19 protein-coding genes are annotated in these 26853 nt (G+C 71.7%); 10 read left to right on the top strand and 9 right to left on the bottom strand.

The features are described 5' to 3' along the window. Window positions 1-156: 156 nt before the first annotated feature. From J5Y04_RS43640 to J5Y04_RS26615, 3 genes are all read right to left on the bottom strand, one after another. The gene (locus tag J5Y04_RS43640) at window positions 157-1068 is read right to left on the bottom strand and encodes a CAP domain-containing protein (protein WP_209414928.1); all 912 of its coding nucleotides are present in this window, start codon (window positions 1066-1068) and stop codon (window positions 157-159) included. A gap of 177 nt (window positions 1069-1245) precedes the next feature. Further along, entirely contained in the window at window positions 1246-2682 is a 1437-nt protein-coding gene (locus tag J5Y04_RS26610; RefSeq protein WP_209414929.1) for an amidohydrolase family protein, read from the bottom strand. A gap of 45 nt (window positions 2683-2727) precedes the next feature. Next, window positions 2728-2994 carry an Atu4866 domain-containing protein gene (locus J5Y04_RS26615; RefSeq protein ID WP_209414930.1) on the bottom strand — a complete coding sequence of 89 codons (267 nt, stop codon included), beginning with the start codon at window positions 2992-2994 and terminating at the stop codon, window positions 2728-2730. Window positions 2995-3109: 115 nt separating this feature from the next. On the opposite strand from J5Y04_RS26615, the gene J5Y04_RS26620 reads away from it, so the two are divergent. The 3 genes from J5Y04_RS26620 to J5Y04_RS26630 all read left to right on the top strand — a co-directional run bounded on the left by J5Y04_RS26620 (window position 3110) and on the right by J5Y04_RS26630 (window position 6142). Next, the gene (locus J5Y04_RS26620; RefSeq protein WP_209414931.1) at window positions 3110-3937 is read left to right on the top strand and encodes a helix-turn-helix transcriptional regulator; all 828 of its coding nucleotides are present in this window, start codon (window positions 3110-3112) and stop codon (window positions 3935-3937) included. A gap of 200 nt (window positions 3938-4137) precedes the next feature. Beyond that, a complete protein-coding gene (locus tag J5Y04_RS26625) occupies window positions 4138-4650 on the top strand; it encodes a hypothetical protein (protein ID WP_209414932.1) in 513 nt (170 codons plus the stop codon). A gap of 310 nt (window positions 4651-4960) precedes the next feature. Further along, window positions 4961-6142, top strand: coding sequence for an alpha/beta hydrolase (locus tag J5Y04_RS26630; RefSeq protein ID WP_307853301.1), 1182 nt, complete (start codon window positions 4961-4963; stop codon window positions 6140-6142). 87 nt (window positions 6143-6229) lie between these two features. On the opposite strand, the gene J5Y04_RS26635 is transcribed toward J5Y04_RS26630, so the two are convergent. The 5 genes from J5Y04_RS26635 to J5Y04_RS26655 all read right to left on the bottom strand — a co-directional run bounded on the left by J5Y04_RS26635 (window position 6230) and on the right by J5Y04_RS26655 (window position 14929). Beyond that, window positions 6230-8062 (bottom strand): alpha-keto acid decarboxylase family protein, encoded by a 1833-nt coding sequence (locus J5Y04_RS26635; protein WP_209414933.1) that lies wholly within the window; start codon window positions 8060-8062, stop codon window positions 6230-6232. Further along, the gene (locus J5Y04_RS26640; RefSeq protein WP_209414934.1) at window positions 8059-10167 is read right to left on the bottom strand and encodes an FAD-dependent oxidoreductase; all 2109 of its coding nucleotides are present in this window, start codon (window positions 10165-10167) and stop codon (window positions 8059-8061) included. Before J5Y04_RS26640 ends, J5Y04_RS26635 begins: the two co-directional genes overlap by 4 nt. Window positions 10168-10192: 25 nt before the next feature. Further along, window positions 10193-11683: a Dyp-type peroxidase gene (locus J5Y04_RS26645; RefSeq protein ID WP_209414935.1), complete on the bottom strand. Its 1491-nt coding sequence runs from the start codon at window positions 11681-11683 to the stop codon at window positions 10193-10195. Between the two features lie 215 nt (window positions 11684-11898). After that, complete coding sequence (locus J5Y04_RS26650) at window positions 11899-12759, bottom strand: alkaline phosphatase family protein (RefSeq protein ID WP_209414936.1); 861 nt, start codon at window positions 12757-12759, stop codon at window positions 11899-11901. Window positions 12760-12811: 52 nt separating this feature from the next. Continuing rightward, window positions 12812-14929 carry an alpha-galactosidase gene (locus J5Y04_RS26655; RefSeq protein WP_307853302.1) on the bottom strand — a complete coding sequence of 706 codons (2118 nt, stop codon included), beginning with the start codon at window positions 14927-14929 and terminating at the stop codon, window positions 12812-12814. Window positions 14930-15102: 173 nt separating this feature from the next. Here J5Y04_RS26655 and J5Y04_RS26660 point away from each other — a divergent pair, with 173 nt between their 5' ends. From J5Y04_RS26660 to J5Y04_RS26690, 7 genes are all read left to right on the top strand, one after another. Further along, complete coding sequence (locus J5Y04_RS26660; RefSeq protein WP_307853303.1) at window positions 15103-16260, top strand: ROK family transcriptional regulator; 1158 nt, start codon at window positions 15103-15105, stop codon at window positions 16258-16260. A gap of 176 nt (window positions 16261-16436) precedes the next feature. Beyond that, window positions 16437-17708, top strand: coding sequence for an ABC transporter substrate-binding protein (locus tag J5Y04_RS26665; RefSeq protein ID WP_209414938.1), 1272 nt, complete (start codon window positions 16437-16439; stop codon window positions 17706-17708). Then, window positions 17705-18712: a carbohydrate ABC transporter permease gene (locus J5Y04_RS26670; RefSeq protein ID WP_209414939.1), complete on the top strand. Its 1008-nt coding sequence runs from the start codon at window positions 17705-17707 to the stop codon at window positions 18710-18712. The genes J5Y04_RS26665 and J5Y04_RS26670 overlap by 4 nt, the downstream gene beginning before the upstream one ends. Before the next feature lie 5 nt (window positions 18713-18717). Further along, window positions 18718-19563, top strand: coding sequence for a carbohydrate ABC transporter permease (locus J5Y04_RS26675; RefSeq protein ID WP_209414940.1), 846 nt, complete (start codon window positions 18718-18720; stop codon window positions 19561-19563). 94 nt (window positions 19564-19657) lie between these two features. Continuing rightward, complete coding sequence (locus J5Y04_RS26680; protein WP_305852867.1) at window positions 19658-21619, top strand: glycoside hydrolase family 5 protein; 1962 nt, start codon at window positions 19658-19660, stop codon at window positions 21617-21619. 36 nt (window positions 21620-21655) lie between these two features. Next, window positions 21656-23410: a beta-galactosidase gene (locus J5Y04_RS26685; RefSeq protein ID WP_209414941.1), complete on the top strand. Its 1755-nt coding sequence runs from the start codon at window positions 21656-21658 to the stop codon at window positions 23408-23410. 637 nt (window positions 23411-24047) lie between these two features. Further along, window positions 24048-24905: a glutathione S-transferase C-terminal domain-containing protein gene (locus J5Y04_RS26690; protein WP_209414942.1), complete on the top strand. Its 858-nt coding sequence runs from the start codon at window positions 24048-24050 to the stop codon at window positions 24903-24905. Window positions 24906-24989: 84 nt separating this feature from the next. Here the strand turns inward: J5Y04_RS26690 and J5Y04_RS26695 are convergent, their stop codons facing one another. Next, window positions 24990-26711, bottom strand: coding sequence for a SulP family inorganic anion transporter (locus J5Y04_RS26695; RefSeq protein WP_245205495.1), 1722 nt, complete (start codon window positions 26709-26711; stop codon window positions 24990-24992). Window positions 26712-26853 lie beyond the last annotated feature (142 nt).

The raw sequence follows: 26853 nt of genomic DNA on the forward strand, positions 1-26853 counted from the left end.
TTGGCCGGGCCAGTGGTCGCTGCCCTGCACGACCGTGAGCCGGGCGCGCGGGGGAGCGGGCTGCTGCCGTCGCTGGACGTCCCCCGATCGGGTCACAGCAGAGATGCAGGGAGACGTCGGACCGCCCCGCCGGTCCCGGCGGGGCGGTCCCGGCGGTCAGCGGGAGGCGAAGTCGGCGTTCCAGGAGGCCGTGCCCGTGCGGGCCAGCCCGACCTCGGTGTAGTCGCCGAGCATGATGGCCAGGTGGCCGGAAGACCTGATCCAGCCGTCGACGGCGGCGTCGATGTCGGTGGGTCCGTAGAACGCGATCTCACCGAACCCCCTCCACGTGTAGCCGAGGCCCCGCGCGATGTTCGCCGAGTCGCAGAAGTGGCCCGACACGTGGCGCTGGTCCATCTGGTCGGCGTTGCACTTGGCGGCCTGGGCGAGCGTCTGGTTGAGGCGTACCGCCGGCTTGCCGTTCTGGGCGCGCACGGCGTTGAGCCGGTCGAGGAAGCGCTGCTCGACGGAGGTGCCCGTGCCCGTGCCCGGCCCGCTCAGGTCGAACCGCTGGGACATGCTGCCGTCACAGTTCTCGACGGTGACCTCCCGGTCGAGGCCGTGGTAGGTCAGGCAGCGGTTGTCGCGGGCGTTGTGGATGTAGGTGCCGCCCTCGGCGGCGGACTCCAGGGTCCACTGCTGGTTGTCGCCCGCCCACCAGTGGATGAACTGGGTGGACCGGCCGTCGTTGAGGTCCATCTCCAGCACGCGCTCGGTGCCGTTGACGTTGCGGGCGAAGTCCACCCGGCCGCCCGGCTTGTTGGAGATCCAGAACGAGGTGGAGGCGTTCTGGTAGTTGCGGGCGATGATCCGGGAGGCCTCGCCGTCGGCGCTGGCCAGCGAGTGGTGGTTCTGGTGGTCCTGGATCGTGATCATCTGCTCGACCACGTCCGCCTGCGCGGCGCTCGCCGGCGCGGCGAACAGCGGGAGGCTGCACACGGATATCGCGGAGACGGCGAGCGCCAGCCCCGCCAGCCGGGCGCGGGGGCGGAGGCGGGGGCGGGGGTCTCGGGTTGTGGGGTGGGACACGGGGCTCTCCTACTGTCGGTGGACCGCGCGGTTGCTGCTGCGGACACCGACAGGACACCAGGCGGGTGTTGACGATCGATCAGCACCGCGTAGACGGCCTCGGTTCGACCGCCCGCCGACCGCCCGCCGGGTGTCGGCCGGGTGTCGGCCGAGAGCTTCGGGTGGGCCCGTTCGGCGTCAGCCTGTGGGCAGGTCGCGTGTCGCCGGGAGCCGGGCCGCGCGGAGGATGCGATCGCGGGAGGCGGCGGCCTCGGCGCGCAGCGTGGGCAGGTCGACGTCGAGAACGCGGCCCGCCCATTTGCGAACCTGCCCGCCGACGAGGACGGTGTCGATGTTGCGGGCGTCGCTGCCCAGGACGACGGTGCCGGTGGCATCGTTCAGCGGCAGGTTGTTGATCTCGTCCGTGGTGATCACCAGCAGGTCGGCCTGCTTGCCGGGCGTCAGCGAGCCGGTGACCTCGGCCAGGCCGCAGGTCCGTGCACCCTGCAGGGTGGCGAAGTCCAGTACGTCGTGGGTGCCGATGCGTGCCGGCTCGCGGTCGGTGCCGTGGGCTCCGTGAACGGCCCGCATGCGCTGGACGGTGTGCAGGGCGCGCATCTGGGTGAACATGTCGCCGGCCAGGGCGACTTCGACGTCGATGCTCAGACCTGGCCGCACGCCGACCGCCAGGGCCTCGTCGATGGCGGGTACAGCGTTCTCCAGCCCGATCTGCGCGTCCGACGTGGGCGCGAGGGACACCGTGGTGCCGCTGGCCGCGATGGCGCGCCACGCGTCGGGGCTCAGCGCGGTGGCGTGGATCAGGGTCAGGTGCTCTCCGAGTAGCCCCTGCCGTTCCCAGCTGAGAATCGCTTCCGAGGACGCTTCTCCGAAGACCGCGTCCACGCTCACGCCGATGCCCAGCTCTTCTGCGGTGCGCGCGAGTTCCGGGCCGTAGGCCAGAGCGGGTCCCGCTATCCGGTCGGTGGCGAGGGCCGCGAGGCGGACGGTCGTCAGCCGGTCGGTGTACTGCGCGTGCAGGCGGGTCAGGTCGGCGGGCCACTGCCGGTCCCAGGCGCCGAAGTGCGGGCCCATCGCGGCGTGTATTCCTCGGATGCCGCTGTCGACCAGGGCTCGGACGGCGGCGTCGGAGTGGTCGGCGCTGCGTGAGTTGTGCGAGAAGTCCAGCATCGTGGTGATGCCTGCGTCGATGGCGGCCAGTGCCGCCAGCCTGGTGCCGACGTACATGTCGTGGGGCCGGTAGGCCGGGGCGTACCCGGCGAGCGTGGTGGAGACGTAGCCGGCCAGGTCGTTCACGTCGGGCATGGTCCGACGCAACTGGGCCTGCCAGGCGTGACGGTGAGTGTCCACGAAGCCGGGGGAGAGGATGGTTCCGGCGGCGTCGACCACGATCGCGTCCGTCGCGGCCCCGTGGGCGCGAAGGTCGGGGCCGACGGCGGCGATGGTGCTGCCGGTCACGAGCAGGTCGCCGGCGGCGAGGGTGCCCAGGGCGGGGTCCATGGTGAGGACGGTGGCACCGGTGAACAGGATGCGGCGCCCCGGGTCGCCGGCGGTTCGGCGCAGCCGCTCCAGCAGGGGACGGCGTGCGGTGTCGGTAGGACGGTGGACAGCGTGCATGGCGGACTTTCCGTTGGGGCGGGAATGGTGGCTGGCCGGTCGGGGCTACGGGGCCGACGGCGGGGCGTCGGCGCGGTGGAGGACCAGGTGCTCGTGGTGGAGCACGCCGTCGCGGACGTCCCCGGTCGCGGTGAACCCGGTGTCGTCGAGGTAGTCGATGTGGGAGCCGGTGACGGTGTAGCTGCCGGTGTAGGCGCTCGGCCGGTCGCCGCGGGCCTCGTCGTAGCGGCCGTCGGCCCGGAGTTCCTGGCGGACGAAGCCGTCGGCACTGACCCACAGGCCGATGTACGGGTGGAATCGATCGTTGCTCATGACCACCCAACCTGGCACCGCCCGGGGGAGGCTTCCAGGCCGCGCTGTTCCTGGGTGCGCTGCACCGTGGATCAGGGCTTCGGCCCGGTGGCACGTGGGCCTTAGCCTCAGGAGCATGCGCACTGACGAGACCCTGTCGCGTGGCAACCCCCTCGGGGAGTACCTGCGTGCCCGCCGTGAACAGCTGCCACCAGAGCTCGCGGGCATCACCGCCGTCGGCTACCGCAGGGTCTCCGGCCTCCGCCGGGAGGAGGTGGCCCTGCTCGCCGGGGTGAGCAGCGACTACTACACCCGCCTGGAGCAGGGGCGCGAGCGCAACCCCTCCCGGCAGATGCTGAACGCCGTCGCCCGCGCGCTCCAGCTCGACGAGGAGGCCGTGGCACACCTGCTCCATCTGACCGCTTCGCCCGGGCCCCGCCGCCGGCGGGGCCCGGAGCGGGTCTCACCCGCACTCCGGCAGCTGCTGGAAGCTCTGACCACCCCCGGCCTCGTACTCGGTCGCTCGCTGGACGTCCTGGCGCTCAACCCGTCCGCAGGTGCCCTCTACTCGGCGTTCGCGCGTACGGACAACCTGGTGCGGATGACGTTCCTCGACCCGGCCGCGCGGTCGTTCCACCGCGACTGGGACGAGGCGGCCCGCGCCTCGGTCGCCGCCCTGCGCAGCGCCGCGGGCAGGGACCGCGAGGACCGGGGGCTGACCGAACTCGTCGGCGAACTATCGCTCAAGAGCCAAGAGTTCCGGGTGCTGTGGGCCCGGCACGAGGTGCACGGCAAGTCGGGCGGCGCGAAGCGGCTGCGCCACCCGCAGATTGGCGACCTCGATCTGTGCTACGAGACGTTCACCGTCAACAGCGCCCCGGAGCAACAGCTGGTGGTGTATCAGGCCGCAGCCGACCCTGCGTCCGGTGAGGGCCTGGCGCTGCTTCGGGCCCTGGCCCCCTGATGTGGCGGCCAGGCGGCCAGGCGGCCAGGCGGGCTGCCGGGGGTAACCGGTCCACGTCGACTTCGAGACGCGGTGCCGCGCCCTGCGATGCGAGCTCGCCCGCAACGACACGGAGCCGGAGCATGGGAGGATCGCCTCACCAGCACCATCCGCACCAGAGCGGCCGTCGAAGCCGTACCAATCGTGATCGAGGAGCAGCTGTGACCGAGCAGCCCGGCCCGCAGCAGCGCATCGCCGACGCCATCCGCCCGGCCATGCTCGCCGGCCTGCAGGACGCCTCCCTGATCGGCGAGCAGGGCACCGGTCGGATCAACGAATGGGTCGACTGGATCGCGGCTGTCATCGCCGGCCAGGTCGTTCAGCCGATCGCCGCCGAGCGCGACGCCTTCGCGGACCGGGTGGACACCCTCACCGACGTCGCCAAGCGCCACAAGGAGGCGTACAAGGACGCGGCCCGGGACGTGCAGCGACTCGATGCCCGTGTCGCCGAGCTGGAAGCGGAGGTGGCGCGGCTGCGTGCAACCGGTGTCATGGCCGCCGACCCGGAGGTGGAACCCGACGCGGAATCGGTGGCGGACAGTCCCGCCCAGTCCCTCCGGGACCGGCTCCGAGCCAAGTACCCCGCGACCGCAGAGGCTCTGGACCGCCGGGATGCCGAGGCCGACCCGGCCCGGAACGCCGAGGCCGACCCGAGGCGGGACGCCGAGGACTGACCGGATTCCCCGGACGACCTGGCGCACCCGCGGAGCCGCCCCGGGCGCGACGAGCCTGCGGCACGGTGACTTCCCGGCCGGGGACACGCGGCCCGGGAACTCGGGAGCTGGGGGTCTGGGATCGCGGGGCGTAGGTCCAGCGGTAGGGCTTGGCGTCGTGTTCGTCGTAGGCCAAGACGAAGGTGGCGCTCGACGATGCCGGCGATGGGAACCTCGCGCCGCTCGGGATCCCAGGGTGTAGCCAGCACCACCCTCAAGAAGGAAACCAGTGTGATCGAGCGTCAGGGCAGGGCCGGGCAGGATCGTTCCCGTGAACACCACCTCGAACCGCAAGCGCCGTATCAGCGCTGTCGCAATCCTGGGTCTCGCCGCATCAGTGGCCGCGACCGGCACCGGACTCGCCGCCACCACCTTGCCGTCCACCGTGCACGCGACCACCGCCACAGCTGCCGCCGCGCCCACGCGGTCCTTCCAGGGCACGCTCCCCGCGCCGACCGGCCCCTACGCCGCCGGCGAGGACGTCATCCACCTCACCGACGCGAGCCGTCCCGACCCGTGGGTGCCGTCCTCCGGCCCCCGCCAACTGGCCGTCACGATGGTCTACCCGGCCGTCCCCGGGACCGGGACTCCGGCCCCTTACATGACCCTCGCCGAGGCAGCCGGAATCGTCCAGCGGCAGAATGTGCCGGCGAGCTCCGGCGTCACCCCGCAGACCCTTTCCGGCGTCACCACTCACGCCTTCGACGGCGCGCGGCCGCAGCGCGGCAAGTATCCGCTGGTGGTCCTCTCGCCCGCGTACGAGGACCCGCGCATCACGCTCACCTCGCTCGCGACCGACCTGGCCAGTCACGGCTACGTCGTCGCGCTCGTCGGCCACACCTACGAGGACAGCGGCGAGACGTTGGCGAACGGCCGGACGCCGCCGTGCGCGATCTGCGATCACCCGGAAACGCTCGACTTCGACTCCGTCGCCGCCAGCCGCGCGCTGGACGTGTCCTTCGTGATCGACCAGTTGACGCATGGCACTACCGCGTGGCGCCTGGCACACCTCATCGACAAGCACGAGATCGGCATGGCCGGGCACTCCCTCGGCGGAGCGGCGGCCGCCGCCACGATGATCGCCGACCCGCGAGTACGGGCCGGAGTGAACATGGACGGCTCCTTCCACCCGGACCCGACGCCCGGCCAGATCAACCGGCCGTTCCTCATGCTGGGTACGACCGCCAACACCGATTGGGAGCACCCCTGGGCCGCCCTCGGCGGCTACAAGAAGTGGCTGACGGTCGCCGGCGCCGACCACTTCAGCTTCAGCGACCTGGACCTGCTTCACGAGCAGGCCGGGTTCCCGACGCCGCCCCTCTCCCCGGAACGCGGGGTGGTGATCACCCGCGAGTACGTGACAGCGTTCTTCGGCCAGACGCTGAAGGGGATCCACAGTCCGCTGCTGGACGGCCCCTCGCCGAACAATCCGGAAGTACTCTTCCAGCACTAACCAGGCGCCGGCAGCGAGGCCTGCTCGTACCGGGCCCCCGGCGCGAACCGGCCCCCGTCGGGGACGGGGGCCGGTGGAGTAGGGCGGCTACGGGCACTTCTCGTCGATCTTGTACTGGAGCGCCTTCGGGTAGTCGTGCCGACTGAGCCGGACGCGGGCCAGGATCGGGGCGTGGTTGAGGTCGTTGCCGGGATCGGCGATGTCCTGCAGGAGTGAGCCGAGCTCGGCGTGGGTGGTGAGCTCGTAGCCGTGCATCCGGTCCTTGTCCGTGCCGAAGACCTCGGCCAGCTTTTCGTAGCGCCACGGGTGCAGCACGTTGTAGAAGTCGGCGCCGTTGGACGGCTTCTCCTTGTAGTAGCAGGGGCTGACCAGCATCTGCTCGATGCCGTAGAAGCCCTCGTTGTCCAGGACGAAGACCACCGGCCGCAGGTGGTGACGTACCTGGGTGGACAGCTCCTGGCAGATCTCCTGGAACGAGCCGTCCCCGACGAACACGAGCGGGCGCTTCATCGGTTGCTGCCGGCCCAGTGCCACGCCGGTGGCCGCGCCGACGGAGTAGCCGATGGACAGCCAGCTGTTCTGTGCAAGGAAGCCGGCCCGCTCGGTGATCCGCAGGTTCATCGAGCCGAGCAGCGCGAACGCCGCGTCCGAGACCACCGTGAACGGCGAGGGGGCCTGGGGGTCCCCGCCGGTGGCCTGGTGCTCCAGGAAGTGGTTGACGTGCTGGAAGAAGCTGTCGTACGTCAGTTCCGCCGGGTACCGGGCGGTGCTCAGTCCGTCCAGGAAGTCGGCCGTGCTGGCCGGGACGTCCAGGCCGGCCGCGTGGGCGAGGGCGAAGTGGTCGGCCTGGAAGGTCTGTCCCGCCAGGGCGTTGCGCAACGCCGTGATGAACCGGCCGAGCTGGACATCGGGGAAGTACCCGGCGCCGACGCTGACGCCGTCGCGTGCCGCCACGATCCAGTCGTCGCCGATCGACTGGTCGCCGCCGAGGTTCTTGGACGTGGACCAGGTCCCCAGGCCGATCCGGCAGCCCGCGTTCTTGAAGGCCGTCCGGATCTCCGGCAGGCTCGCCCTGCCGTTGTAGACGCCGGCGAACAGCGGGTGCCGCTCGGAGACCACGGACTTCGCGCCGACGGTGGTGCAGAACTGCATCCGGGTGGTCTGCACGAACTCCAGGAGCTCGTTCTCCAGCCGCCGGCGGACCAGTTCCTCGCCGGCCCAGACGATCGGTGTGCCGAACTTCCTGATCAGCTCCACCGCCGCCGTGACGGCCTTCTCCAGCATCTCGTCGTTCCGTTTGGTGAACGGCCTCTCGTGGGCGCGGAGTTCGCCCTGTGGCGGTTCGCACGGCGCGTGCCAGAGGTCCTCCATCACCTCCAGGTAGACCGGCTTGCGTTCGGTCAGGCACGCGGTGATCGCGCCGTCGATCTGTGAGGGGGCGAGTCCCGGGTTCGAGAGCACCTGTGCGTCCACCGTGACCTGCCGGTAGACGTCCAGGTTGCTCTCGCGGCGCGGGCTCATGTGCGAGGTGAGCAGGCCGACCGCCTGCTGGTTGAGCCACTGCTCGTAGGACGGCGCCGCGTTGATCGCGATCAGCGGCACGTCCTCGACGTAGGCGCCGCCGACGGTGTTGAGCAGGCTGAACGCACCCACCCCGTAGGTCACCGCGACCGCTGCGACGCCCTGTTCGCGTGCGTCCGGGTCGGCGTCGGCGACCCGGACCCGGGCGTAGGCGTCCGCGGCGTAGCCGGCGCCCATCTCGGTCGGGGTGCCGATCCAGCGCACGCCGGTGGTGGCCTGCATGATCGTCAGGAACGGGCCGAGGAAGTCCCCCGGCACCCCGAACAGGTACCGGATGCCCAACTGCTCCAGCCTGGTGGCCAGGTAGCGGGCCACCGTCCACTCGTCGGCGCCGCTCATCCGTGCATCGCCCCCTGTCGGCTCTCCGGCCGGACCTGGACCTCGGGCCGGATCTCCGGTTGCGCCGGGGGCGGCGGCGGTGGGGCCTCGTGCACGGCGATGGCCGCCCGGACGGCGGTTTCCACCGCGCCCTCGATCCAGGCGTGCTTGAGCGAGACGTGTTCGCCGGCGAAGTGCACCGGGCCCTCCGGCTTGACCACGTCGAGGTGGAAGCTGGTCATCTGGTGCGGGGTGTAGACCGCGGCCTCACCGAAGGCGTACGGGTCGCGCAGCCAGCTCTGGGTCTTCCCGTAGCCGGTGTAGAACACCTCGATCCGTCGGCCGTGCACCGACTGGAGGTTGCGCAGCGCGTAGACGTACCGCTCGTCGTCCTCCATGGAGTCCCAGCGCACCGCGTCGTCGGACCAGCTGTAGCTGGCCAGCACCACGCCGCCGCCGTCGGCGCCGGGCACCGGGTGCGAGGGGTAGTACATGAAGCGGTTCGGGTTGTCGGTGGTCGAGCCCCCGCCGAAGCAGTTGGTGGTGGGGCGCACGCTCGCCCGGAGCAGCGGGGTGTGCTGGTAGACGTCCCGCTGGGCCGGGCTGATCCGGCGCTCGTCCACGCTCGCGTGCGCGCCGAGGAGCACCTCCGGCAGGTTGCGCGGGGGCCGGTGGCCGTTGTGGGCGGCGGCCACGGCCGCCTCGGCGTCGTCCTCGCCCGCCCGCTGGTAGTACTCGTACAGGCCGGGTGCGATGGAGTCGAGTTCGACCTTCCAGTCCGCCTCGGTGAACTCCCACCACCGGCGGGAGAACTCCAGCAGCACCTTGGTGGCCTGGTCGTAGTGGGTCTCGATGATCGCCCGGCGCTTCTTGTAGGAGAACGGCGGCGTCACCTGGACGAACCGCAGGGCGGAGAACGGGACCGTGACGATCGCGAAGTCGCCCTTCCAGACGGTGGGTTCGGCCTCCGGGTCGTCCTCGGGGACGGTCTCGACGGCGACCTGCGGCCCGATCGGGCCGACGTTGCGGGCGCCCCCGCCGTCCCGACGCGGGTCCCAGTACTCCATCCGGATCATCCGCCGGCCCATCCGCAGCTCCTCCCGGAGCTCCTCGGCGAGCGCCTCGGGCAGCTTCGAACTGCCGCCCGCGATCTCCCAGTAGGTGGCGGTGGGATTGATGTCGCTGCGGCCCAGGAAGGTGTGGAAGAAGGCCAGGTGCAGCCGCGAGGTCATGTTCTCGATCGTGCCGATCGCCTCGACGGCCTCGTCGCTGAAGCCCGCGTACTCGCGGAGGAATCGGCCCATCGAGTAGCCGTCGAAGTCGCGGATCACCCGGGCCCAGCCGTCCAGCCACTCGGCGAACGGCTTGTTCACCCGCTTGCCGTCCCTGATCACCGAGTAGTAGTCGCGGACCGGTTCCAGGGCCTGGTTGACCATGTCGGTCGCGGTGATCCGCACCTCGTCGCCGGTGAGGTGGAAGCCCTCGTTGACGCAGCTCGGGTCGGCGGCGTACTCCTTGCGGCGGGCCTGGATCCGGTTGGTGCGGATCCAGGAGTTGAAGCGCTTGACCGGTTCGCGGAAGTCGGGGCTGTCCGTGCCGTACTTCCAGACCCTGCCGGGCTCGAAGGACTCGTAGACCACCGGCGGGACGGGCGCGTTCTGGTTGCCGGTGTCCGGGTCGACGTCGACGTTGAAGAACAGCTGCCGGCCCAGGCCGAGGCTGTCGACCAGTGCCAGCGTGAGCGGGTGGAAGCTGGGCAGCCGCATGGCCCCGGCCTCCGCGTACTGCTCCGGGTCGTGGAACGGTCCGTCGGGCTCGTCGTCGGTGGAACGGAAGGTCTTGATCCGCCCGCCCACCCGGCTGGCGTTGGCCTCCAGGATGGTGACGTTGTGTCCGGCGTCCTTGAGCAGCTTCCCGGCCACCAGGCCCGCGATGCCCGCGCCGATGATCAGCACGTCCTTGGGCTCGTCCGTCTCCGGGACGCCGTCCTTGATCAGGACGTCGAGGTAGCGCAGCTTCAGGTCCTTGTCGTCCGGGCCGACCAGCAGCAGCTCGCGCGCCAGCTGCCGGCAGGTCTGCCAGCGGGCGCGGTCACCGGCGGTGCCTTCGATGAGGGGGTTCTCCATGGTGTCTCCTCGGGGCGATCGGCGGTCAGGAGCCGACCGGCTTGTTGGGGAGGTCCTTGCCCTCGGCGAGGAGGCGCAGCGTGCTGATCGAGGGGGTGAAGGCGTAGAGCGCGCCCGTGGTGCGGACGAAGCGCTTCATGTCGACCGTGCCGGAGGTGCCGTCCGCGAGCCCGATCTCGGCCTTGCCGGCGAGGCCGATGACCTTGTCGAGGCCGTTGGGGACGTGCGGGGAGCCCGTCGGGTCCCCGGGAGGGAAGTTCGCGTCGTTGGCCCAGTGCTGCTGGACCAGCTCGAACTGCATTTCCAGCGACGTGCCGTAGCAGACGAACATCAGCCCGCGGTCCTTGCCGTCGTCCGCGCCGCCCTGGAACTGCGGGCCGTACGGGATGCCCCGGCGCATCAGCCGGTGGCTCTTCGGCTTGTCGTCGCCGACGCCGGCGAAGGCACGCGGGTGGGTGCGGCGGATGTGCGCGACCCAAGGGGTGTGCTTGCCGGTCGGGTCGTTCTTGTAGTCGAAGTCGTTGCGGTCGGAGCCGAGGCCGGTCAGGGCGCCGCACGGCGGTGCGAGCGGCGTGCCGTCCTTCGCGCGGCCGACCAGGCAGGCGCCGAGCCGGTCGGGGTCCATCGTCCCGGTGAAGTTCTTGACGCCCTCCACCACGGCCTTGTTCCAGCCCGCGACGTCCTGGCGCAGCCGACGCACCACCTGGAGCGAGCCGTTCTTCATCCAGGCGGGCGCCTTCCGGTCGCCCGCCTCGCTCTTGTGGCCGAAGACGAACTCGCCGGGTTCGATCAGCTCGGTCCCGGCGTGGTTGTCGCGGAAGCCCTTGTTCTCCGGGTCCTCCCGGTGGAAGTCCTTCACGCCGGGCTGGGAGATGCCGTCCTTGTAGCCGAAGTGCTCGTGGCCCTTCAGCGGGCCCGTCAGGGTGCGGCCCTGGTCCACGTGGACCCGGGTGATCTGGTGCGCGCTCTCGACCGCGTCGAGGTTCTTCAGCTTCTCCTTCAGCAGCTCCTCGGTGTCCGCGGCGACGATGAGGACGGCGTGCACGACCTTGTCGCCGGTCCCGGCGCCGAACAGCCAGTGCTTGGGGTCGCTCTCGTCGGCGTCCCCGAGGTCCCCGGCCCGTGCGGCCGCGCCCGCGCAGAACGCGGGGAAGCCGCTGAGGTCCTTCTTGACCTGGTCGGGCTTGTCGGCGACGGTCACCAGGCCCTCGAAGGTGAGCGAGACCCCGCAGCGGACGGCCGCGATGGCGGGGTCGCGGCCGAAGGCCCGGCGGGACAGCGAGAACTGCTCGTTGAAGTCCTCGGTCTCGTTCGTGGTCGCGACGGTGTTGAGGATCGCGGAGAGCCAGCCGCGGCCCTTGGCGGCGTCCGGGAAGTGCAGGTAGCGGAAGTCCGTGAAGTCCTTGTTGAACGCCGCCAGGACGTTGCCCTGGATGTCGGTGTCGGTGCGCAGCTTCGGCTGGGGCAGTTGCTCGATGGACGGCACGGCGGTGGGACGGGTGGGGGTCGTGGTCACGCTCGGGCTCCTCGCGGGAGGGGGTGTCAGGCAGAGATGGTCACAAGATGTGACAAGCCTGATACCAAACGTAGCCTCGCCGTCGAGAGTCCTGTCAACCGGAGGTCGGCCTCCCGACGGGTGCGCGCGGTGTCACCGGGCGAGTCGGGCCTGCTGCCGTCCCTGCGGCCCGCCGCCGCCCCCGGGGGCGGGGCGACCGCAGGGTTCCGGCTTCGTCAGACGGTCTGCGGCGTCAGGGCGGGGAAGGGCCGCCCGTCGAGCGTCCAGTGGGGGTCCGGGGTGATGCCGAGGGCGGCGTAGACGTGGGCTGCGACGTCGGCGTGACGCAGTTCCGGGGCGGCCGCGCCGGCGGGGATCGCGGGCCCGGAGGCGGCTATCCAGGCGGTGCGCTCCAGCGGGCTCCGGCCGCCGTGGCCGCCTTCCTCGCGGTGGCCGTGGTCGGTCACCGCGATGACGGTCCACTCCTCGGTCCGGGCGTCCGGCCGCCCGCGCACGGCGGTGAGGAGCTGTCCGAGGAGTCCGTCGGCGGTCTCGATCGCGCGGCGGTACTCGGGGCCGCAGCCGAGGAAGTGGGCGGTCTCGTCGACCGCGCCGAGGTAGACGAAGGAGGCGTCCAGGTCCTCGCCGGAGCCGAGGACCCGTGCGGCTTCGGCCGTCACGCTCCGGTCGCACTCCTCCCAGGCCTGCGGGGTGTCCTCGCGCGGGGCGATGTAGGCGAGCCGGCCCGGGGCAGCGAAGAGCGGGCCGCCCTGCCGGGCCAGGAACAGGGGTTCCCAGCCGCCGGCCGCGAAGGTCCGCAGCCCGTGGTCGGCGGCGAGCCGGGTGGTGAAGTCGGGGAACACCCCGAGCCGGTTCCCGGTGAGGTTGTTGCCCCAGACGCCGTGCTTGGCCACGCCGACACCGGTGACGATCGTGGCCCAGCAGGGGCCCGACATGGTCGGTGTGCCGTCGTCGACGTGGACGGGCGCGAGGAAGCCGGCCTGCGCGAGCCTGTCGAGGTGGGGCGTGTCCAGCAGCGGCAGCAGGTCGGGGCGGACACCGTCGATGCCGACGACCAGGACGCGGGGTGTGGCCATGTTCTCGGGTCCTCCGTGAGTCGGGTGCCGAAGGGGGGCGGAGGTGCGGAGGTCAGGTGATCCGGTGCAGCCGGATCAGGCGGCTGGCGTAGTCGCCGGCGGGCAGCCGCAGGTCGATGCCCCGCCGGGTCAGGACGGCGCCGCTGTGGGCGGTGCCCTCGTCGACGTCGAGGTAGCGGGCCGCGGGGTCCAGGGCCGGCAGGGCGAGGCCGGGGGACTGGTGGCCGAACCGGGTCGCGGGGCGCCAGGCGAGGACGGCGTGTTCACCGCCGTCCTGGGCCGCGTAGTGCACGGCCGTCACTCCGCCGGGGCCGTGCAGGCGGTGCTGGCGGCCGTGCTGGACCAGGGGGCGGATCTCCTTGTAGCGGGCGACGAATGCGGCGGCCTCGTCGAGTTCCTCCTCCGACCAGGCGGTCAGGTCGGCGCCGAGGCCGAGCGCGCCGGCCATGGCGACGTGGAAGCGGAACCGCAGGGGGGTGGTGCGGCCGGTGCTGACGTTGGGGCTGTCGGTCACCCAGGCGGCCATGGCCTGGGCGGGGAAGAGCTGGCTGAACCCGTGCTGGATGCCGATCCGGTCGACCGGGTCGGTGTTGTCGGAGGTCCAGACCTGGTCGGTGCGGGCGAGGATGCCGAGGTCGGCCCGTCCTCCGCCGCCCGCGCAGGCCTCGATGCGCAGGCCGGGATGGTCGGCGCGGAGGCGGTCCATGATCCGGTGGACGGCGCGCGTGTGGTCGATCCAGAGCCGGTCGGGGTCCGGGTCGCCGGCCCAACCGGCCTCGGTGACGACCCGGTTGGCGTCCCACTTGAGCCAGTCGACGTCGTGCTCGCGCACCAGGTGGTCCAGGGTCCGGTGGGCCCAGGCCTCGACGTCGGGGCGGGCGAAGTTCAGCATGAGCTGGTTGCGCAGCTCGGTGGCGTCGCGGGTCGCCGCGTGGACGACCCAGTCGGGACGGGCGCGGTAGAGGTCGCTGTCGCGGTTGACCATCTCCGGCTCCACCCACAGTCCGAAGGCCATGCCCAGGCGGTGCACCTCGTCGGCCAGGGGGCGCAGCCCGTCGGGGAACGCCGCCGGCCGGGGTGTCCAGTCGCCGAGGCCGGCGCGGTCACTGGTGCGGCCGCCGAACCATCCGTCGTCGAGGACGAAGAGTTCGGCGCCCACGCGTGCGGCCAGCCGGGCCAGGTGCAGCTGGCCGGCCTGGTCGACGTCGAATCCGGTGGCCTCCCACGAGTTGTAGACGACGGGCCGGTGGCGTTCGGGGCCGGGAATGACCTCGGTGCGGATGTGGGTGTGCCAGGCGCGGCTGGCGGCGCCGAAGCCGCCGGGGGTGTAGAGGCCGGCGAAGACGGGGGTGTGCAGGTGCTGTCCGGGCCGGAGGGTCCAGCTGATTCCCTCGTGGCCGAAGCCGCCGGTCCAGGTGGTGCGGCCGACCGGGTCGCGGTGCACGGTGACGCGCCAACTCCCGCTCCAGGCCAGGGCGGTGCTCCAGACCTCGCCCTGTTCCTCGTCGGCGGTGCCGTCGTCGAGGGCGAGCCAGGGTCCGGCGTGGTGGCTGGTGACGCCGCGCCGGCTGGTGAGGACGGTCTCGGCGACCGGGAGCCGGTCGCGGTGCAGCTGGAACTCGCTGTTCCAGCCGCCCACGAGGTGGCTGAGCCGGTAGTCGGGCAGTGCCGGCGCCGTCCAGGAGGCGGAGTCCAGCCGGTCGACGCCGATCGGGCCGGAGTCGTCGGCGCCGGTGTGGGTGAGTTCCGTCCAGCGCTCGATGACGTCACTGCCGGGGCGGACGCGGTAGCACAGTTCGGCGGCCAGCGGGTAGTGGCGGTCGGCCAGTCGCAGCCGCAGCTCCCCGCCCCGGACCGTGTGCCCGGTGAAGGACCACTGGGCGCCGCGGGTGCCGTCGGCGAACCGCACCTGGAGGCCGGCGGGCCCGAAGCGCGCGCCGGTCTGCGGGGCCAGCTCGTCCGGCGCGGGGTCCGCCTCGAAGCTGCTCGCGGCGGGTGAGGTGGGCGCGGGCAGTCCGTCGAGGGCGTCGGTGTCGATCTCCGCCCCCCAGTGCAGGTGCCGGGGGCTGCCGTCGGCGCCGATGCGTACGGCGTAGACGCTGTTCGGGGTCCGCAGGACCGCCAGCCCGCGGGCGGGGTCGAAGGATACGGATGAGGTCGTGGGAGGCACGGGAGGTCCTGAGGGGGGTGTCGGGCGACGCTGGGGGGGCGGGCGCGGGCCGGAAGGGTCCGCCGCCATGGTGAACGACTCTGGAAGCGCCCGGAGTTGGGCCAGAGCGTAGGACCGTCCTGACGGGAAATCAATACTGGACGAAGTTATTTATTTACCGGTAGGTTGCCGCCGTGTTTCCAAACCACTCGCAGCCGCTGGTCTCCGCTCCGGCCGAAACCGCCATCCTCGCCATGCTGCTGGCCGAGAGCCCGCTCAGCCGGGTGGAGCTGGCCCGTCGGACGGGCCTGTCCTCGACTGCCGTGACCAAGGCCGCGCGGCCGCTCATCGACGACGGCTACCTGCACGAACTCCCCCCGGAGCGCACCGCTCCGGGGGCCGGACGTCCCGTCAACCCGCTCGCCGTCACTCCCGACCGGGAGTTCTTCGTCGGTGTGAAGATCAGTGCCGACACCCTCTTCGGCACGGTCTGCGACTTGCGGGCCCGGATGCGCACCACCGCCGTCCGCCCGCTGGGCGAGCGCGACCCCGCCGCCGTGTGCGCGCTGCTGACCGACCTCGTCGCCGAACTCCTCGACGCGAGACCCGAGTACCGGGCCCGCACCCGGCACCTGGGCATCGCGGTCTCAGGCGACGTGGACCGCCCCAGGGGGCGTGTCCGCTACTCCGTGCTCCCCGGCTGGCACGACGTGCCGCTGGCCGAGACCGTCGCGGCGGCGACCGGCCTGATCGTCACCGTGGAGAACGACGTCAAGGCCCTCACCGCCGCCGAGCACTGGTACGGGGAGGGCATCGGCACCGAGTACTTCGCACTGGTCACCATCGGAGCCGGGATCGGCTCGGGGATCGTCGTCAACGGTGAGCTGGTCACCGGAGCGTACGGCGTCGCCGGCGAGATGGGGCACATCAGCATCGACCCGTCCGGGCCGCGGTGCCACTGCGGCCAGGTCGGCTGCGTCGAGGCCATCGCCTCCAGCGATGCCATCCTCGCCACCGTCCGCCGCGCCACCGGCGACCCGGACCTCGACTTCGACGGTGCCGTGCAGCTCGCCCGCGGCGGGGAACCCGCCGCCCGCGACGCCTTCGCCCGGGCCGGCCACGCGATCGGCACCGGCATCGCCACCCTGGTCAACCTGCTCGGCCCCGAGCGCGTCGTCGTCACCGGCGAAGGACTCGACACCTACGACCTCTTCGGAACGCACATCAAGGAGGCCTACGCCGCCCACTGCTTCAAGGCGGCGGCGAGGTGTCCGCTGACCCTGCGTCCGCTCCCGTGGGAGGAGTGGGCCCGCGGAGCCGCCGTCGTCGGCATCCAGGCCCTGCTTCCCTGAAGGCCTCCGGCCGATCGTCACCACGCCGACCCCTGGCAGCCCGGGATCCACCGACCACCCGATCCGAGCCTGCGGCACGACCGGTGTCCGCCACCGCCTGCCGGCCGTGAACGCCGGACACCGGCCACGCCGGACGACCACCCCCAGCCCCACACCCTCAGCCCGAAGGATGCGACGTGAACGCACAGAAATCCCGGCTCAGCCGCAGAGGATTCCTCGGCGGATCCATCCTGTTCGTCGCCGGAGCAGCGGTCGGCTGCACCAGCAACCCGACCGGCGCAGCCTCCGGCGGGGCGAAGACCACCCTGAACGTCTGGTCCCACGCCTACGGCGAGGCCGGCACCCAGCAGGCCCTCACCCGTTACGCGGCCGAGTTCACCAAGGCCAACCCGGACATCGCGGTCAAGATCACCTGGACCCCGGGCGACTACACCGGCAAGCTCAACGCGACCCTGCTCACCGACGCGGCCCCGGACGTCTTCGAGATCGGCGACTTCAACGACAGCCTCGCCTGGCACGGCCAGATAGCCCAACTGGACGACCTCTACGGCAGCGCCAAGTCCGACTTCAACCAGGGCGACCTCGACACGGCGACCGTCGACGGCAAGCTCTACGGCGTCAAGATGATCGACGACGTCATGATGCTCTACTACCGCAAGAGCGCCCTGTCCAAGGCCGGCATCACCCCGCCCGACACCTTCGACGCGCTCGTCGCCGCGGCCAAGGCCCTGACCACCAAGAACACCAAGGGCCTGTTCCTCGGCAACGACGGCCTGGGAGACAGCGCCATCCTGGCGGTGTGGTCCAACGGCGGCGACCTGGTCGCCGACGGCAAGGCCGCCTTCGGCTCCCCGCAGGCCGCCGAGGCCGTGGGCGGCCTCAAGCGCCTGCACGACGACCAGTCCCTGCTCCTCGGCTTCACCACCGACTGGTGGGATCCCGCCGCCCTCACCCAGAACGTCGTCCCGATGCAGTGGGGCGGCCTCTGGTCGATGCCCGCCGTCAAGACCGCGCTCGGCGACGACTTCGGCGTCCTGCCCTGGCCCGCCTACAAGGCCGGCGGCACGCCCGTGGTGCGCGTCGGCGGCTGGACCAGCTGCGTCAACGCCAAGGGCAGGAACGTCGACGCGGCCAAGAAGTTCGTCCAGTGGCTCTGGATCCAGCAGACCGACCTGCAGAAGGACTGGTCGGAGAACTACGGCTTCCACATCCCGCCGCGCAAGTCCGTCGCCGCCACCGCCGACAAGGTCACCCAGGGCGCCGCCAAGGAGACCGTCGACCTGGCCGCCAAGTACGGCCGGCACAACCCCGGCAGTTGGAACACCGCGGTGAGCTCCCTGTTCAGCGCGGCCGCGGCGAAGATCGTCAGCGGGCAGGGCGACGCGTCCCCGCTCCTGGCCGACGCGGCCAGGCAGGCCCAGACCGAGATCGACAAGCAGCGCGCATGACGAAGCCCGCATCCCCGGCCGTACTTCACGACCGGCGCGCCGGGAGCCGAACGGCCGGGAGCCGGGCGGCCGGGCCGCGGGGCACCGCCCCCACCCGGCGGCCGCGCGCGGACCGGCGTGCCTGGGGAGCATTCGCACTCCTCGCCGGACCGCTGCTGATCGGCCTCGGCGTCTTCAAGTACGTCGCGATCGGCTGGAGCTTCCTGCTCAGCCTCAGCGAGGCCCGCGGCACCATCGCGCTGGGCCACTGGGTCGGCCTGGACAACTACCAGGCACTGCTCTCCGACGCCGTGTTCCGCAGATCGCTCGTCCAGATCCTGCTGTTCACGCTGTTCATCGTGCCGGTGACGTTCGCCGCCTCGCTGGGACTCGCACTGCTGGTGCACCGGATCCGGCGCGGCCGGGCCCTGCTGCGCACCGCCTTCCTGATCCCGGCCGCCGTCTCCTACGTCGCGGCGTCCCTGGTGTGGAAGATGTGCCTGTTCAACGGGCTGCCGGCCGGCATCGCCAACAGCATCGGCGGATGGTTCGGCATGTCCGCCGTCCCGTGGCTGCAGACCACCTCGCCGCCGCTGTACTGGGTCGTCCTCGTCACCCTCCGCCTCTGGCTCCAGGTCGGCTTCTACATGGTGCTCTTCCTGGCCGGCCTCCAGGGCATCCCCAAGGAGATCCACGAGGCCGCCGCACTCGACGGCGCCACCGGCCTGCGCCTGCTGCGCAGGATCACCCTGCCGATGCTGCGCAACACCTCGGTGGCCGTCCTGATGCTGCAGTTCATCGCCGCCTTCCAGGCGTTCGACGAGTTCTACAACCTGTTCAACAGCGGGCTGTCCGGGGCGGCGACCGCCCCGGTCCGGACCCCGCTGGTCTATCTCTACGACACCGCGATGGGCGCCCAGAACTACGGCCTCGGATCGGCCGGAGCCTTCGTGCTCACCGCCGTCATCGTCGGTGCGACCCTGCTCCAGGGCCGGGTCACCGGCTTCGGCAAGGGGGAGGAGTGAGCGGAATGCGACACACGCGAGAGCTGCCGCGGGTACTTCGCCGGTGCGCGCGCGGGGCGCTGGCGGGCCTGCTGACGGCCGTCTTCCTGACGCCCTTCTACCTGATGCTGCGCAACGCGCTGATGGACACGCGGGGCCTGACGTCACCGGACTGGACCTGGTGGCCGTCGACCATGCACTGGGAGAACTTCAGCGGGCTCTTCAGCGACCCCGCCCTGCACATGGGCCAGGCCCTCGGCAACTCGCTGCTGATCGCCGCGATCACCGCCCCGGTGTCGACGATCCTCGCCTCCGCCGCCGGGTACGCCCTCGCGCGGATACCGGTGCCCGGGCGAGGCGTCCTGCTCGCCCTGGTGGTGGCCACGCTGATGATCCCCGGCTCGGTGACGTTCGTGCCCACCTTCGTCCTCGTGGGCTCCATGGGCGGGGTCAACACGCTGTGGGGGATCATCGCACCCGGGCTGTTCAACCCCTTCGCCGTCCTGCTCTTCCGCAACTTCTACCTCCAGTTCCCCACCGAGATCGAGGAGGCCGGACGCCTGGACGGGCTCGGCTGGCTCGGCCTCTACCGCCGGATCGCGCTGCCGTCGTCCGGGGCGATGCTGGCCTCGCTCGGCGCGCTCGCCTTCATCGACAGCTGGAACTCCTTCCTGTGGCCGCTCGTCATCGGCCAGGACCCGTCGGCGTGGACGGCCCAGATCGCCCTGTCGACCTTCCTCACCTCCCAGACCATCAACCTGCCCGGACTGTTCGCCGGAGCCGTCGTGACCGTCGCCCCGCTGGTCGCCATGTTCCTGGTCGCCCAGCGCTACATCGTCGAAGGCATCGCCACCAGCGGACTCAAGGGCTGAGCCGCCCCCGCTCCGCCCCCCTTGACTCCGGACCGCCGGTCCGGGCCGCACCATCCGAAGATCCGAGGCCCCACCCCACCCTGGAGGGGAAACCATGAGGTCAGACAGCCCGCCTCCCACCGTCCGAAGCTCCTTCGCCCGAACCCTGCCCGCCGCGGCCGTCGCGGTGGCCCTCGCCCTCGGCGGGACACCCGCTGCCGCCGCAGCGCCCCCCACCACCGCCCCGACGACCGCGTCCGCCATGACGGGGGCACAGCTCGCGGCGTCGTGGACCGGTCCGCTCAGCACCCGGGGCCGGTACATCGTCGATGCCAACGGCGACCGCTTCAAGCTGAAGGCCGGCAACTGGGCCGGCGCGCAGGGCACCTGGGAGGGCAGCGGGGACGTCAACGACCCCGCCCACAACCAGGCGGGACAGGTGTCGCACAACATCCCGCTGGGCCTGGACCGGACACCGATCGCGCAGATCCTGGCCGACTTCCACGGCCTGGGCCTCAACAGCATGCGACTGCCGTTCGCCAACGCGATGATCCACGACACCAGCACCGTGCCGGACGCGGCGGTGGCCGCCAACCCGCAGCTGAAGGGCAAGACCCCGCTGCAGGTCTACGACGCGGTGGTCGCCGCACTGACCGCCGAGGGCTTCGCGGTCATCCTCAACAACCACACCACCAGCTACCGCTTCTGCTGCGGCCTGGACGGCAACGAGCGCTGGAACAGCGGCCAGTCCACCCAGCAGTGGGAGGCGGACTGGCTGTTCATGGTGCAGCGCTACCAGGCGAACAAGCGCGTCGTGGGCGCGGACCTGCGCAACGAGGTCCGCCGCGACACCTGGGACAACCCCAACTGGGGCATGGGCGACAGCCACGACGAGTACGCCGCGTTCGAGGAGGCCGGCAACCGGATCCTCCAGACCGACCCCGACATGCTGGTCGTCATGGAGGGCATCAACTGGTCCGGGATCCCGACCCCGATCACCTGGCACGAACGACCGATGCTCACCCCGGTGCGCACCCTCTCGAACACGCTGGTCCGTTCGGACAAGCTCGTCTACGCGGCCCACTTCTACGCCTACACCGGGCCCGCCAACACCGGGGCGGAAAGCGGCCCGGGCTCCACCAACGACCCCCGCTACCAGGACTTCACCCCCGAACAGCTCGCCCAGGTCGTCAACGACGAGGCGCTGTTCGTCACCCAGTCCGGCCAGCACTTCACGGCGCCGGTGTGGATCAGCGAGTTCGGCGCGGCCGGCCGCGGCTCGGCCAACGCCAAGGAGCAGGCCTGGTTCCACAACTTCACCGACATCCTGGTGAAGAACGACGCCGACTTCGCCCAGTGGCCGGTCGTCGGCTGGAGCGACGCCAACGGCAAGCCGCAGGACAACTGGGCCCTGCTCTCCTACGACGCCACCGGCAAGCGGCTCGGCCTGGGCGACCCCGGCGACTGGCGGGCCGCCGACTGGAACAAGCTGATCAACGCGCCCGGCCTCACCGGCCCGGTGGCACCGGTCAACCACTGGAACATGCTCGACCTCGACTTCGGTGACCAGAACGTCTCCAGCCGCATGCTCGCCCAGGGCGACTGGTCCAACGGCAACCGCAAGGGCAACTGCCCCGACACCGAGCGCCTGGTCGGCCTCGGCCGCAGCGACAGCCGCGGCCTGTGCACCGACGCGGGCCGGCCCGCCGCCGGAGCCGGCGCCTGGGTGACCGTCACCGACGAGCGCTACGTCACCCACGGCGACTGGGCCCCGGGCTACAACAAGCTCCAGTGCCCCGACAACACCTACGCCGTCGGCTACAGCGTCCACGGCAACGCGATGTCCGCCCTGCTCTGCGCGCCCGCCGCGGCTCCGCTGCCGACCACCGGGCGCAACGCCTGGTTCGACCACGGCGACAACCGCCCCGCCACGGGCGGCTCCACCGCCAGCGACTGGGCACCCGGCTACTACAAGGGCCAGTGCGCCGACAACGAGTACCTCGCCGGCGTCGCCTACACCTGGAAGTGGAACCACGGCGGAGTCCCCGACGCCCTGCTCTGCCGCCCCCTGAGCTGACCTGACGACCGCCCCGACGCAAGGAGCACCACGGCAATGCCACGACTGGAGATCGCCGCAGACGGCTTCCGTCTCGACGACCGACCGCTGCGGATCATCTCCGGCGGGCTGCACTACTTCCGCGTCCACCCGGAGCAGTGGGCCGACCGGCTCCGCAAAGCACGTCTGATGGGGCTGAACACGGTCGAGACCTACGTCCCGTGGAACCTCCACGCGCCCCGGCGCGGGGAGTTCCGGCTGGACGCAGGTCTCGACCTGCCCCGGTTCCTCGACCTGGCCGCCGCCGAAGGCCTGTACGTGCTGCTGCGCCCGGGCCCGTACATCTGCGCCGAGTGGGAGGGCGGGGGCCTGCCCTCCTGGCTGCTCGCCGACGAGGACGTCGAACTGCGCAGCCGCGACCCGCGCTACCTGAAGGCGGTCGACGACTACCTCGGCGCCCTGCTGCCGCCCGTCCTCCCTCACCTCTCCACCCGCGGCGGCCCGATCATCGCCGTCCAGCTGGAGAACGAGTACGGCGCGTACGGCGACGACACCGGCTACCTGGCGGAGCTGGCGCAGATGCTGGACCGGCACGGAGTGGACGTGCCGCTGTTCACCTGTGACCAGCCCTCCGACCTGGCCCGCGGCGGCCTCGACGGCGTCCTGCGCACCGTCAACCTCGGCAGCCGGGTGGACGCCGGGCTCGCCGAACTGCGCACGCAACAGCCGTCCGGGCCGCTGATGTGCAGCGAGTTCTGGATCGGCTGGTTCGACCGCTGGGGCGGCACCCATGTCACCCGCAGCGCGGCCGACGCCGCCGCCGACCTCGACCGGCTGCTCGCGGCCGGTGCCTCGGTCAACATCTACATGTTCCACGGCGGCACCAACTTCGGCCTCACCAACGGCGCCAACGACAAGGGCAGGTACCGCCCCACCGTCACCTCGTACGACTACGACGCGCCGCTGGACGAGGCCGGCGACCCCGGTCCCAAGTACGCCGCCTTCCGTGAGGTCATCGCCAGGTACGCGCCCGTCCCCGAGCAGCCGGTACCCGCCCCCTCGCCCAAACTCGCCCCGGCCGTCGTCGAACTCACCGCCTGTGCAAGCCTCCTGGACCACCGCGAGGGTCTCGGCAGTGCGGTGCACGCCGACCGCCCGCAACTCATGGAGGAGCTCGGCCAGTCCTTCGGATTCGTCCTGTACGAGACGGTGCTCCCGGTGGCCGGGCCGGCGGTCCTGCGCATCGCCGAGGTGCGCGACCGCGCCCAGGTCTTCGTCGACGGCCAGCCGGTCGGCGTCCTGGAGCGCGAGAGCCACGAGCACGCCCTCGCCTTCCACGTGCCCCGCGGCGGTGCGCACCTGGCCGTGCTGGTGGAGAACCAGGGCAGGGTCAACTACGGGCAGGGCATGCACGACCGCAAGGGGCTGCTCGGCGAGGTCACCGTCAACGGCCTGGCCCCGGAGAGCTGGTCCAGCCGGCCGCTGCCCCTCGACGATCTGCGCGGGCTCTCCTTCACCGCGTTCGAGCCCGCCGTTCCCCCGGTCGGCCCGGCCTTCCACCGCGGACACCTCGACCTGGAGCAGCCGGCCGACGGCTTCATCGCCCTGGACGGCTGGACCAAGGGCCAGGTGTGGATCAACGGATTCGCACTCGGCCGGTACTGGTCCCGAGGCCCGCAGACCACGCTCTACGTCCCCGCGCCGGTCCTGACGGCCGGCCGGAACGAGATCACGGTGCTCGAACTGCACGGCTCCACCACCCGCACCGTGGAACTGCGGGGCACTCCCGATCTGGGCCCCACCGAAGACTGAGGCCGACGACGCCGGACCGAGGTCGACGACGCAAGACCGAGGCCGACGAGGTCGGACCGAGCCCTACGACGCCCCCGCCTCGGCATCTCCGCCCGGGGCGGGGGCAACCGACGTTCAAGGAGAGCCGGTCCAGCGGGCCGTACCTGCCGATCGGCGGGTGCGGCCCGGCCCCGATCGTCCAGGTGAGCGGGACGCGACGTCCCACCATGCGGGACGCAGCCGTTCCCTGCTGCCGCAACCCTTGACGGGGCGGCGATGCGGGAAGAGACTCCGAGACGCAGATCCTCTAGCGTGGGCGGGAGAGCCGTGAGGCGAGTGGAGCCGGTGACCGACGGCGTGGCCCACGCCGTCCGGCTGCTCCCGGTGCTGACGCACCGTCGCCACATCGATCTGCAGCGGGTGTGCAGCAGCATGGCCTGAGTGCCGGCTCCCCGCGGTCCGGCGACCACTCCCGTCCGGCGGCCGCCTCTCCAGTCCGGCGGCCGCCTCTCCAGTCCGGCGACCACTCCCGTCCGAGCCCACGGGGCGATCGCCTCTCCTGAGCCCGTCCTTCACCCCGCTCCTCACCCGCCTGATCAGTCCGATCAGTCCGATCAGTCGTACGCGCGTCCGCGTACCTCCGACGCCCGGGAGACCCATGTCCTCCTCGTTCCCCTCCGTCGAGCCCTCCCTCCGTGGGCGAATCGGCCACGATGCCCGAAGCGGGTACTACCCCGCGCCCCACCGCTACCGCCTCCACCTCGCGCTCTCCTGTCCGGACGGTCTGCGGATCGCCGTCACCCACAGCCTGCTCGGCCTCGACGACACCCTTCCGGTGACGCTGCTGCCGGCCCTGCCGGACGCGGGTGACGACGGCTACCTCGCGCTGCGACCGCTGTACGAGGCGAGCTCGCATCGTCACCCAGGTCCGGCGACCGCACCGGTGCTCAGCGACGACTGGAGCGGACGGATCGTCAGCAACGATCCCGCCGGGATCCTCACCGACCTGGCCCGGCGGTTCGCCGGACCCGACCTGTACCCGCGCGGCGCCGAGACCGCGATCGAGACGGTCGGACTGCTGTGCGAGCGGAGCATCAACGCCCCGGCCCAAACTGCGGGTCGGACCGACACCGACCCGGCCGCGCGGGGGACGGCCCTGCACGTCCTGATGGACGGGCTGGCCCGGATCGAGCGCCGCCTGGACGACCGGGCCCACCTGCTGGGGGAGGAGCCGACCCTCGCGGACGTACGGCTCTGGGTGACCCTGGTCCAGCTGGACACCGTGCATCGCTGGCACCTCGACGCCGCCGCCGTGCACCGCATCGCCGAGCACACCGGGGTGTGGGCCTACGCCCGCCGACTGGCCGGCCACCCCGCCTTCGGACGTCACCTCGCCCTGGACGACATCGCCCTCCGCCACCACGCGCGCTGCCAGGGCAGGGAGGGCGCCGGAGCGGCGATGCAGATCGTGGACTGGGCGGAGCACGCCCAGTCGCGGGCGCAGCAGCCCGGCTGAGGGCGGGATCGGGCCCCGGTGGGGGCCCGGCTCGACGGGTGCAGTGGCCGCAGCGGACGCCGAGGGCTTCTCCCGGACCGGGCCTCACCCGACCGGCGGCTCCTCGGGCGGCGCGTCCGGCGGCGCGTCGGGGGGCCCGCCGTCCGGATACGCCCGGACGGCGTCGATCAGGTTGCCGAAGACGTTCTCGGGCGGGATCCGCTGCCAGAGCTCGTAGACCTTCAGGGTGTCCACCAGGGCGGAGTCGGGACGCGCGAGGACGAACGTGACGCCGCGCACGGCGAGGAAGTCGAGCAGGCCGTGGAGGCGGATCCCGGCGGAGTAGTCGACGTCGGCGATGCCCGCGGCGTCGAGCACCAGCCAGCGGACCGGATCGGGCGCGTTGTCGACGAGGGCCGTGACCTCGTCGGCGAAGCGGCTCGCGTTCGCGTAGAAGAGCTCCGCGTTGAACCGGAAGACGATCAGGCCGGGCGCGCTCTCGATCCCGGGCCCGGCGGCCGTGTACGTCGGCACGCCCTCGCCGGTGACGCCGACGACGAAGTCCTTGGGCCGGTACTCCCGGCGGATGACCTCGAACAGGGACAGCGCGAGGGCCAGCAGGACGCCCTGCTCGACGCCGATGCCGAACACCGCGAAGGCGGTCGCGACGGCCACGACGAACTCGTTGCGGCGCCGGGTGCGGATCTGGCGGAGACCGCGCAGGTCGATGAGGTCGAGGCCCACCAGGAACACGATCGCGGCCAGCGTCGCGAGCGGCATGTCGGCCAGCAGACCGGTGAAGACCAGCGCGACCAGGAGCGAGATGAGCGCCATCGTGAGGTTGGCGACCTGCGTCCGGCCGCGTTGCTGGTCGAGGATCTCCGTCTTGGTCGGGGAGCCGTTGACGACGAAGGTCCCGCTGAGCCCGGCGGCGATGTTGGCGACCGAAAGGCCGACCAGGTCGCGGTCGACGTCGACGCGGTCGCCGTGGCGGGTCGCGAAGCTGTGCGACGTGGCCGCGCTCTGCGCCAGGATCATGACGAAGCAGGAGACCGCCACGGTGAAGACCGCGGACACGTCGCCGGGGGCCAGCCCGGACGGCAGGCCGAACGGCGGGAAGCCGCCCTCGACGGCACCGACGACCGCGACCCCGTGGCCGGAGGCGTCCGTCGCCGTGGACACGGCGATCAGCACGACCACCGCCACGATGGAACCGGGGAACCGGGGCAGGAACCGTTTGAAGGCCACGATGATCACGATGGTGGCGGCGCCGAAGGCGAAGGTGCGCCAGGAGACCTCGTCGAGGCGTGACATCCAGGACCACTGCTGCTGGAACCAGTTGCCGCGGCCGCCGGGGATGCCGAGCAGGTCGGGAATCTGAGCCGTCGACACCTGGACGCCGACACCCGTCAGGAACCCGATCAGCACGGCGGCCGACAGGAAGTCGGCGAGGAAGCCCAGCCGGAGCAGGCGCGCGACGGCCAGGATGGCGCCCGACAGGAGGGCGGTCAATCCGGCCAGCCCGACCCACTGCGGCGAGCCCGGGACGAGACCGTTCACACCCAGCCCGAGCAGCCCGGCGGAGAGGATCGCCGCGGTGGCGGAGTCCGCGCCGACGACGAGCAGCTTCGACGAGCCCAGCAGGGCGAACGCGACCGCCGGGAGGATCAGTGTGTACAGGCCGGTGACGATGGGCATGCCGGCGATCGAGGTGTACCCCATGACCTCGGGGATCGCGACCGCGGACAGGGCCACCCCGGCGAGCACGTCGCGGCCCAGCCACGCCCGCCGGTACCCGCGCAGCGACACGGGGACGAGCCTCGTCATGCCAGTCACGTGGGCACCTCGACAGCAGCCGGAGAACGCGGACGCTCCCATGGTGGCCGCCGGAAGGCCCCGGTACCGGTATTCGGTCCGAGTCCGCGGTGTCGGCGGCGGTTCCCACTCGGGGCGCGAGTCACGTCCCCAC

Origin of the sequence: Kitasatospora sp. RG8 (assembly GCF_017813315.1) — a bacterium.
Classification (GTDB): domain Bacteria; phylum Actinomycetota; class Actinomycetes; order Streptomycetales; family Streptomycetaceae; genus Kitasatospora.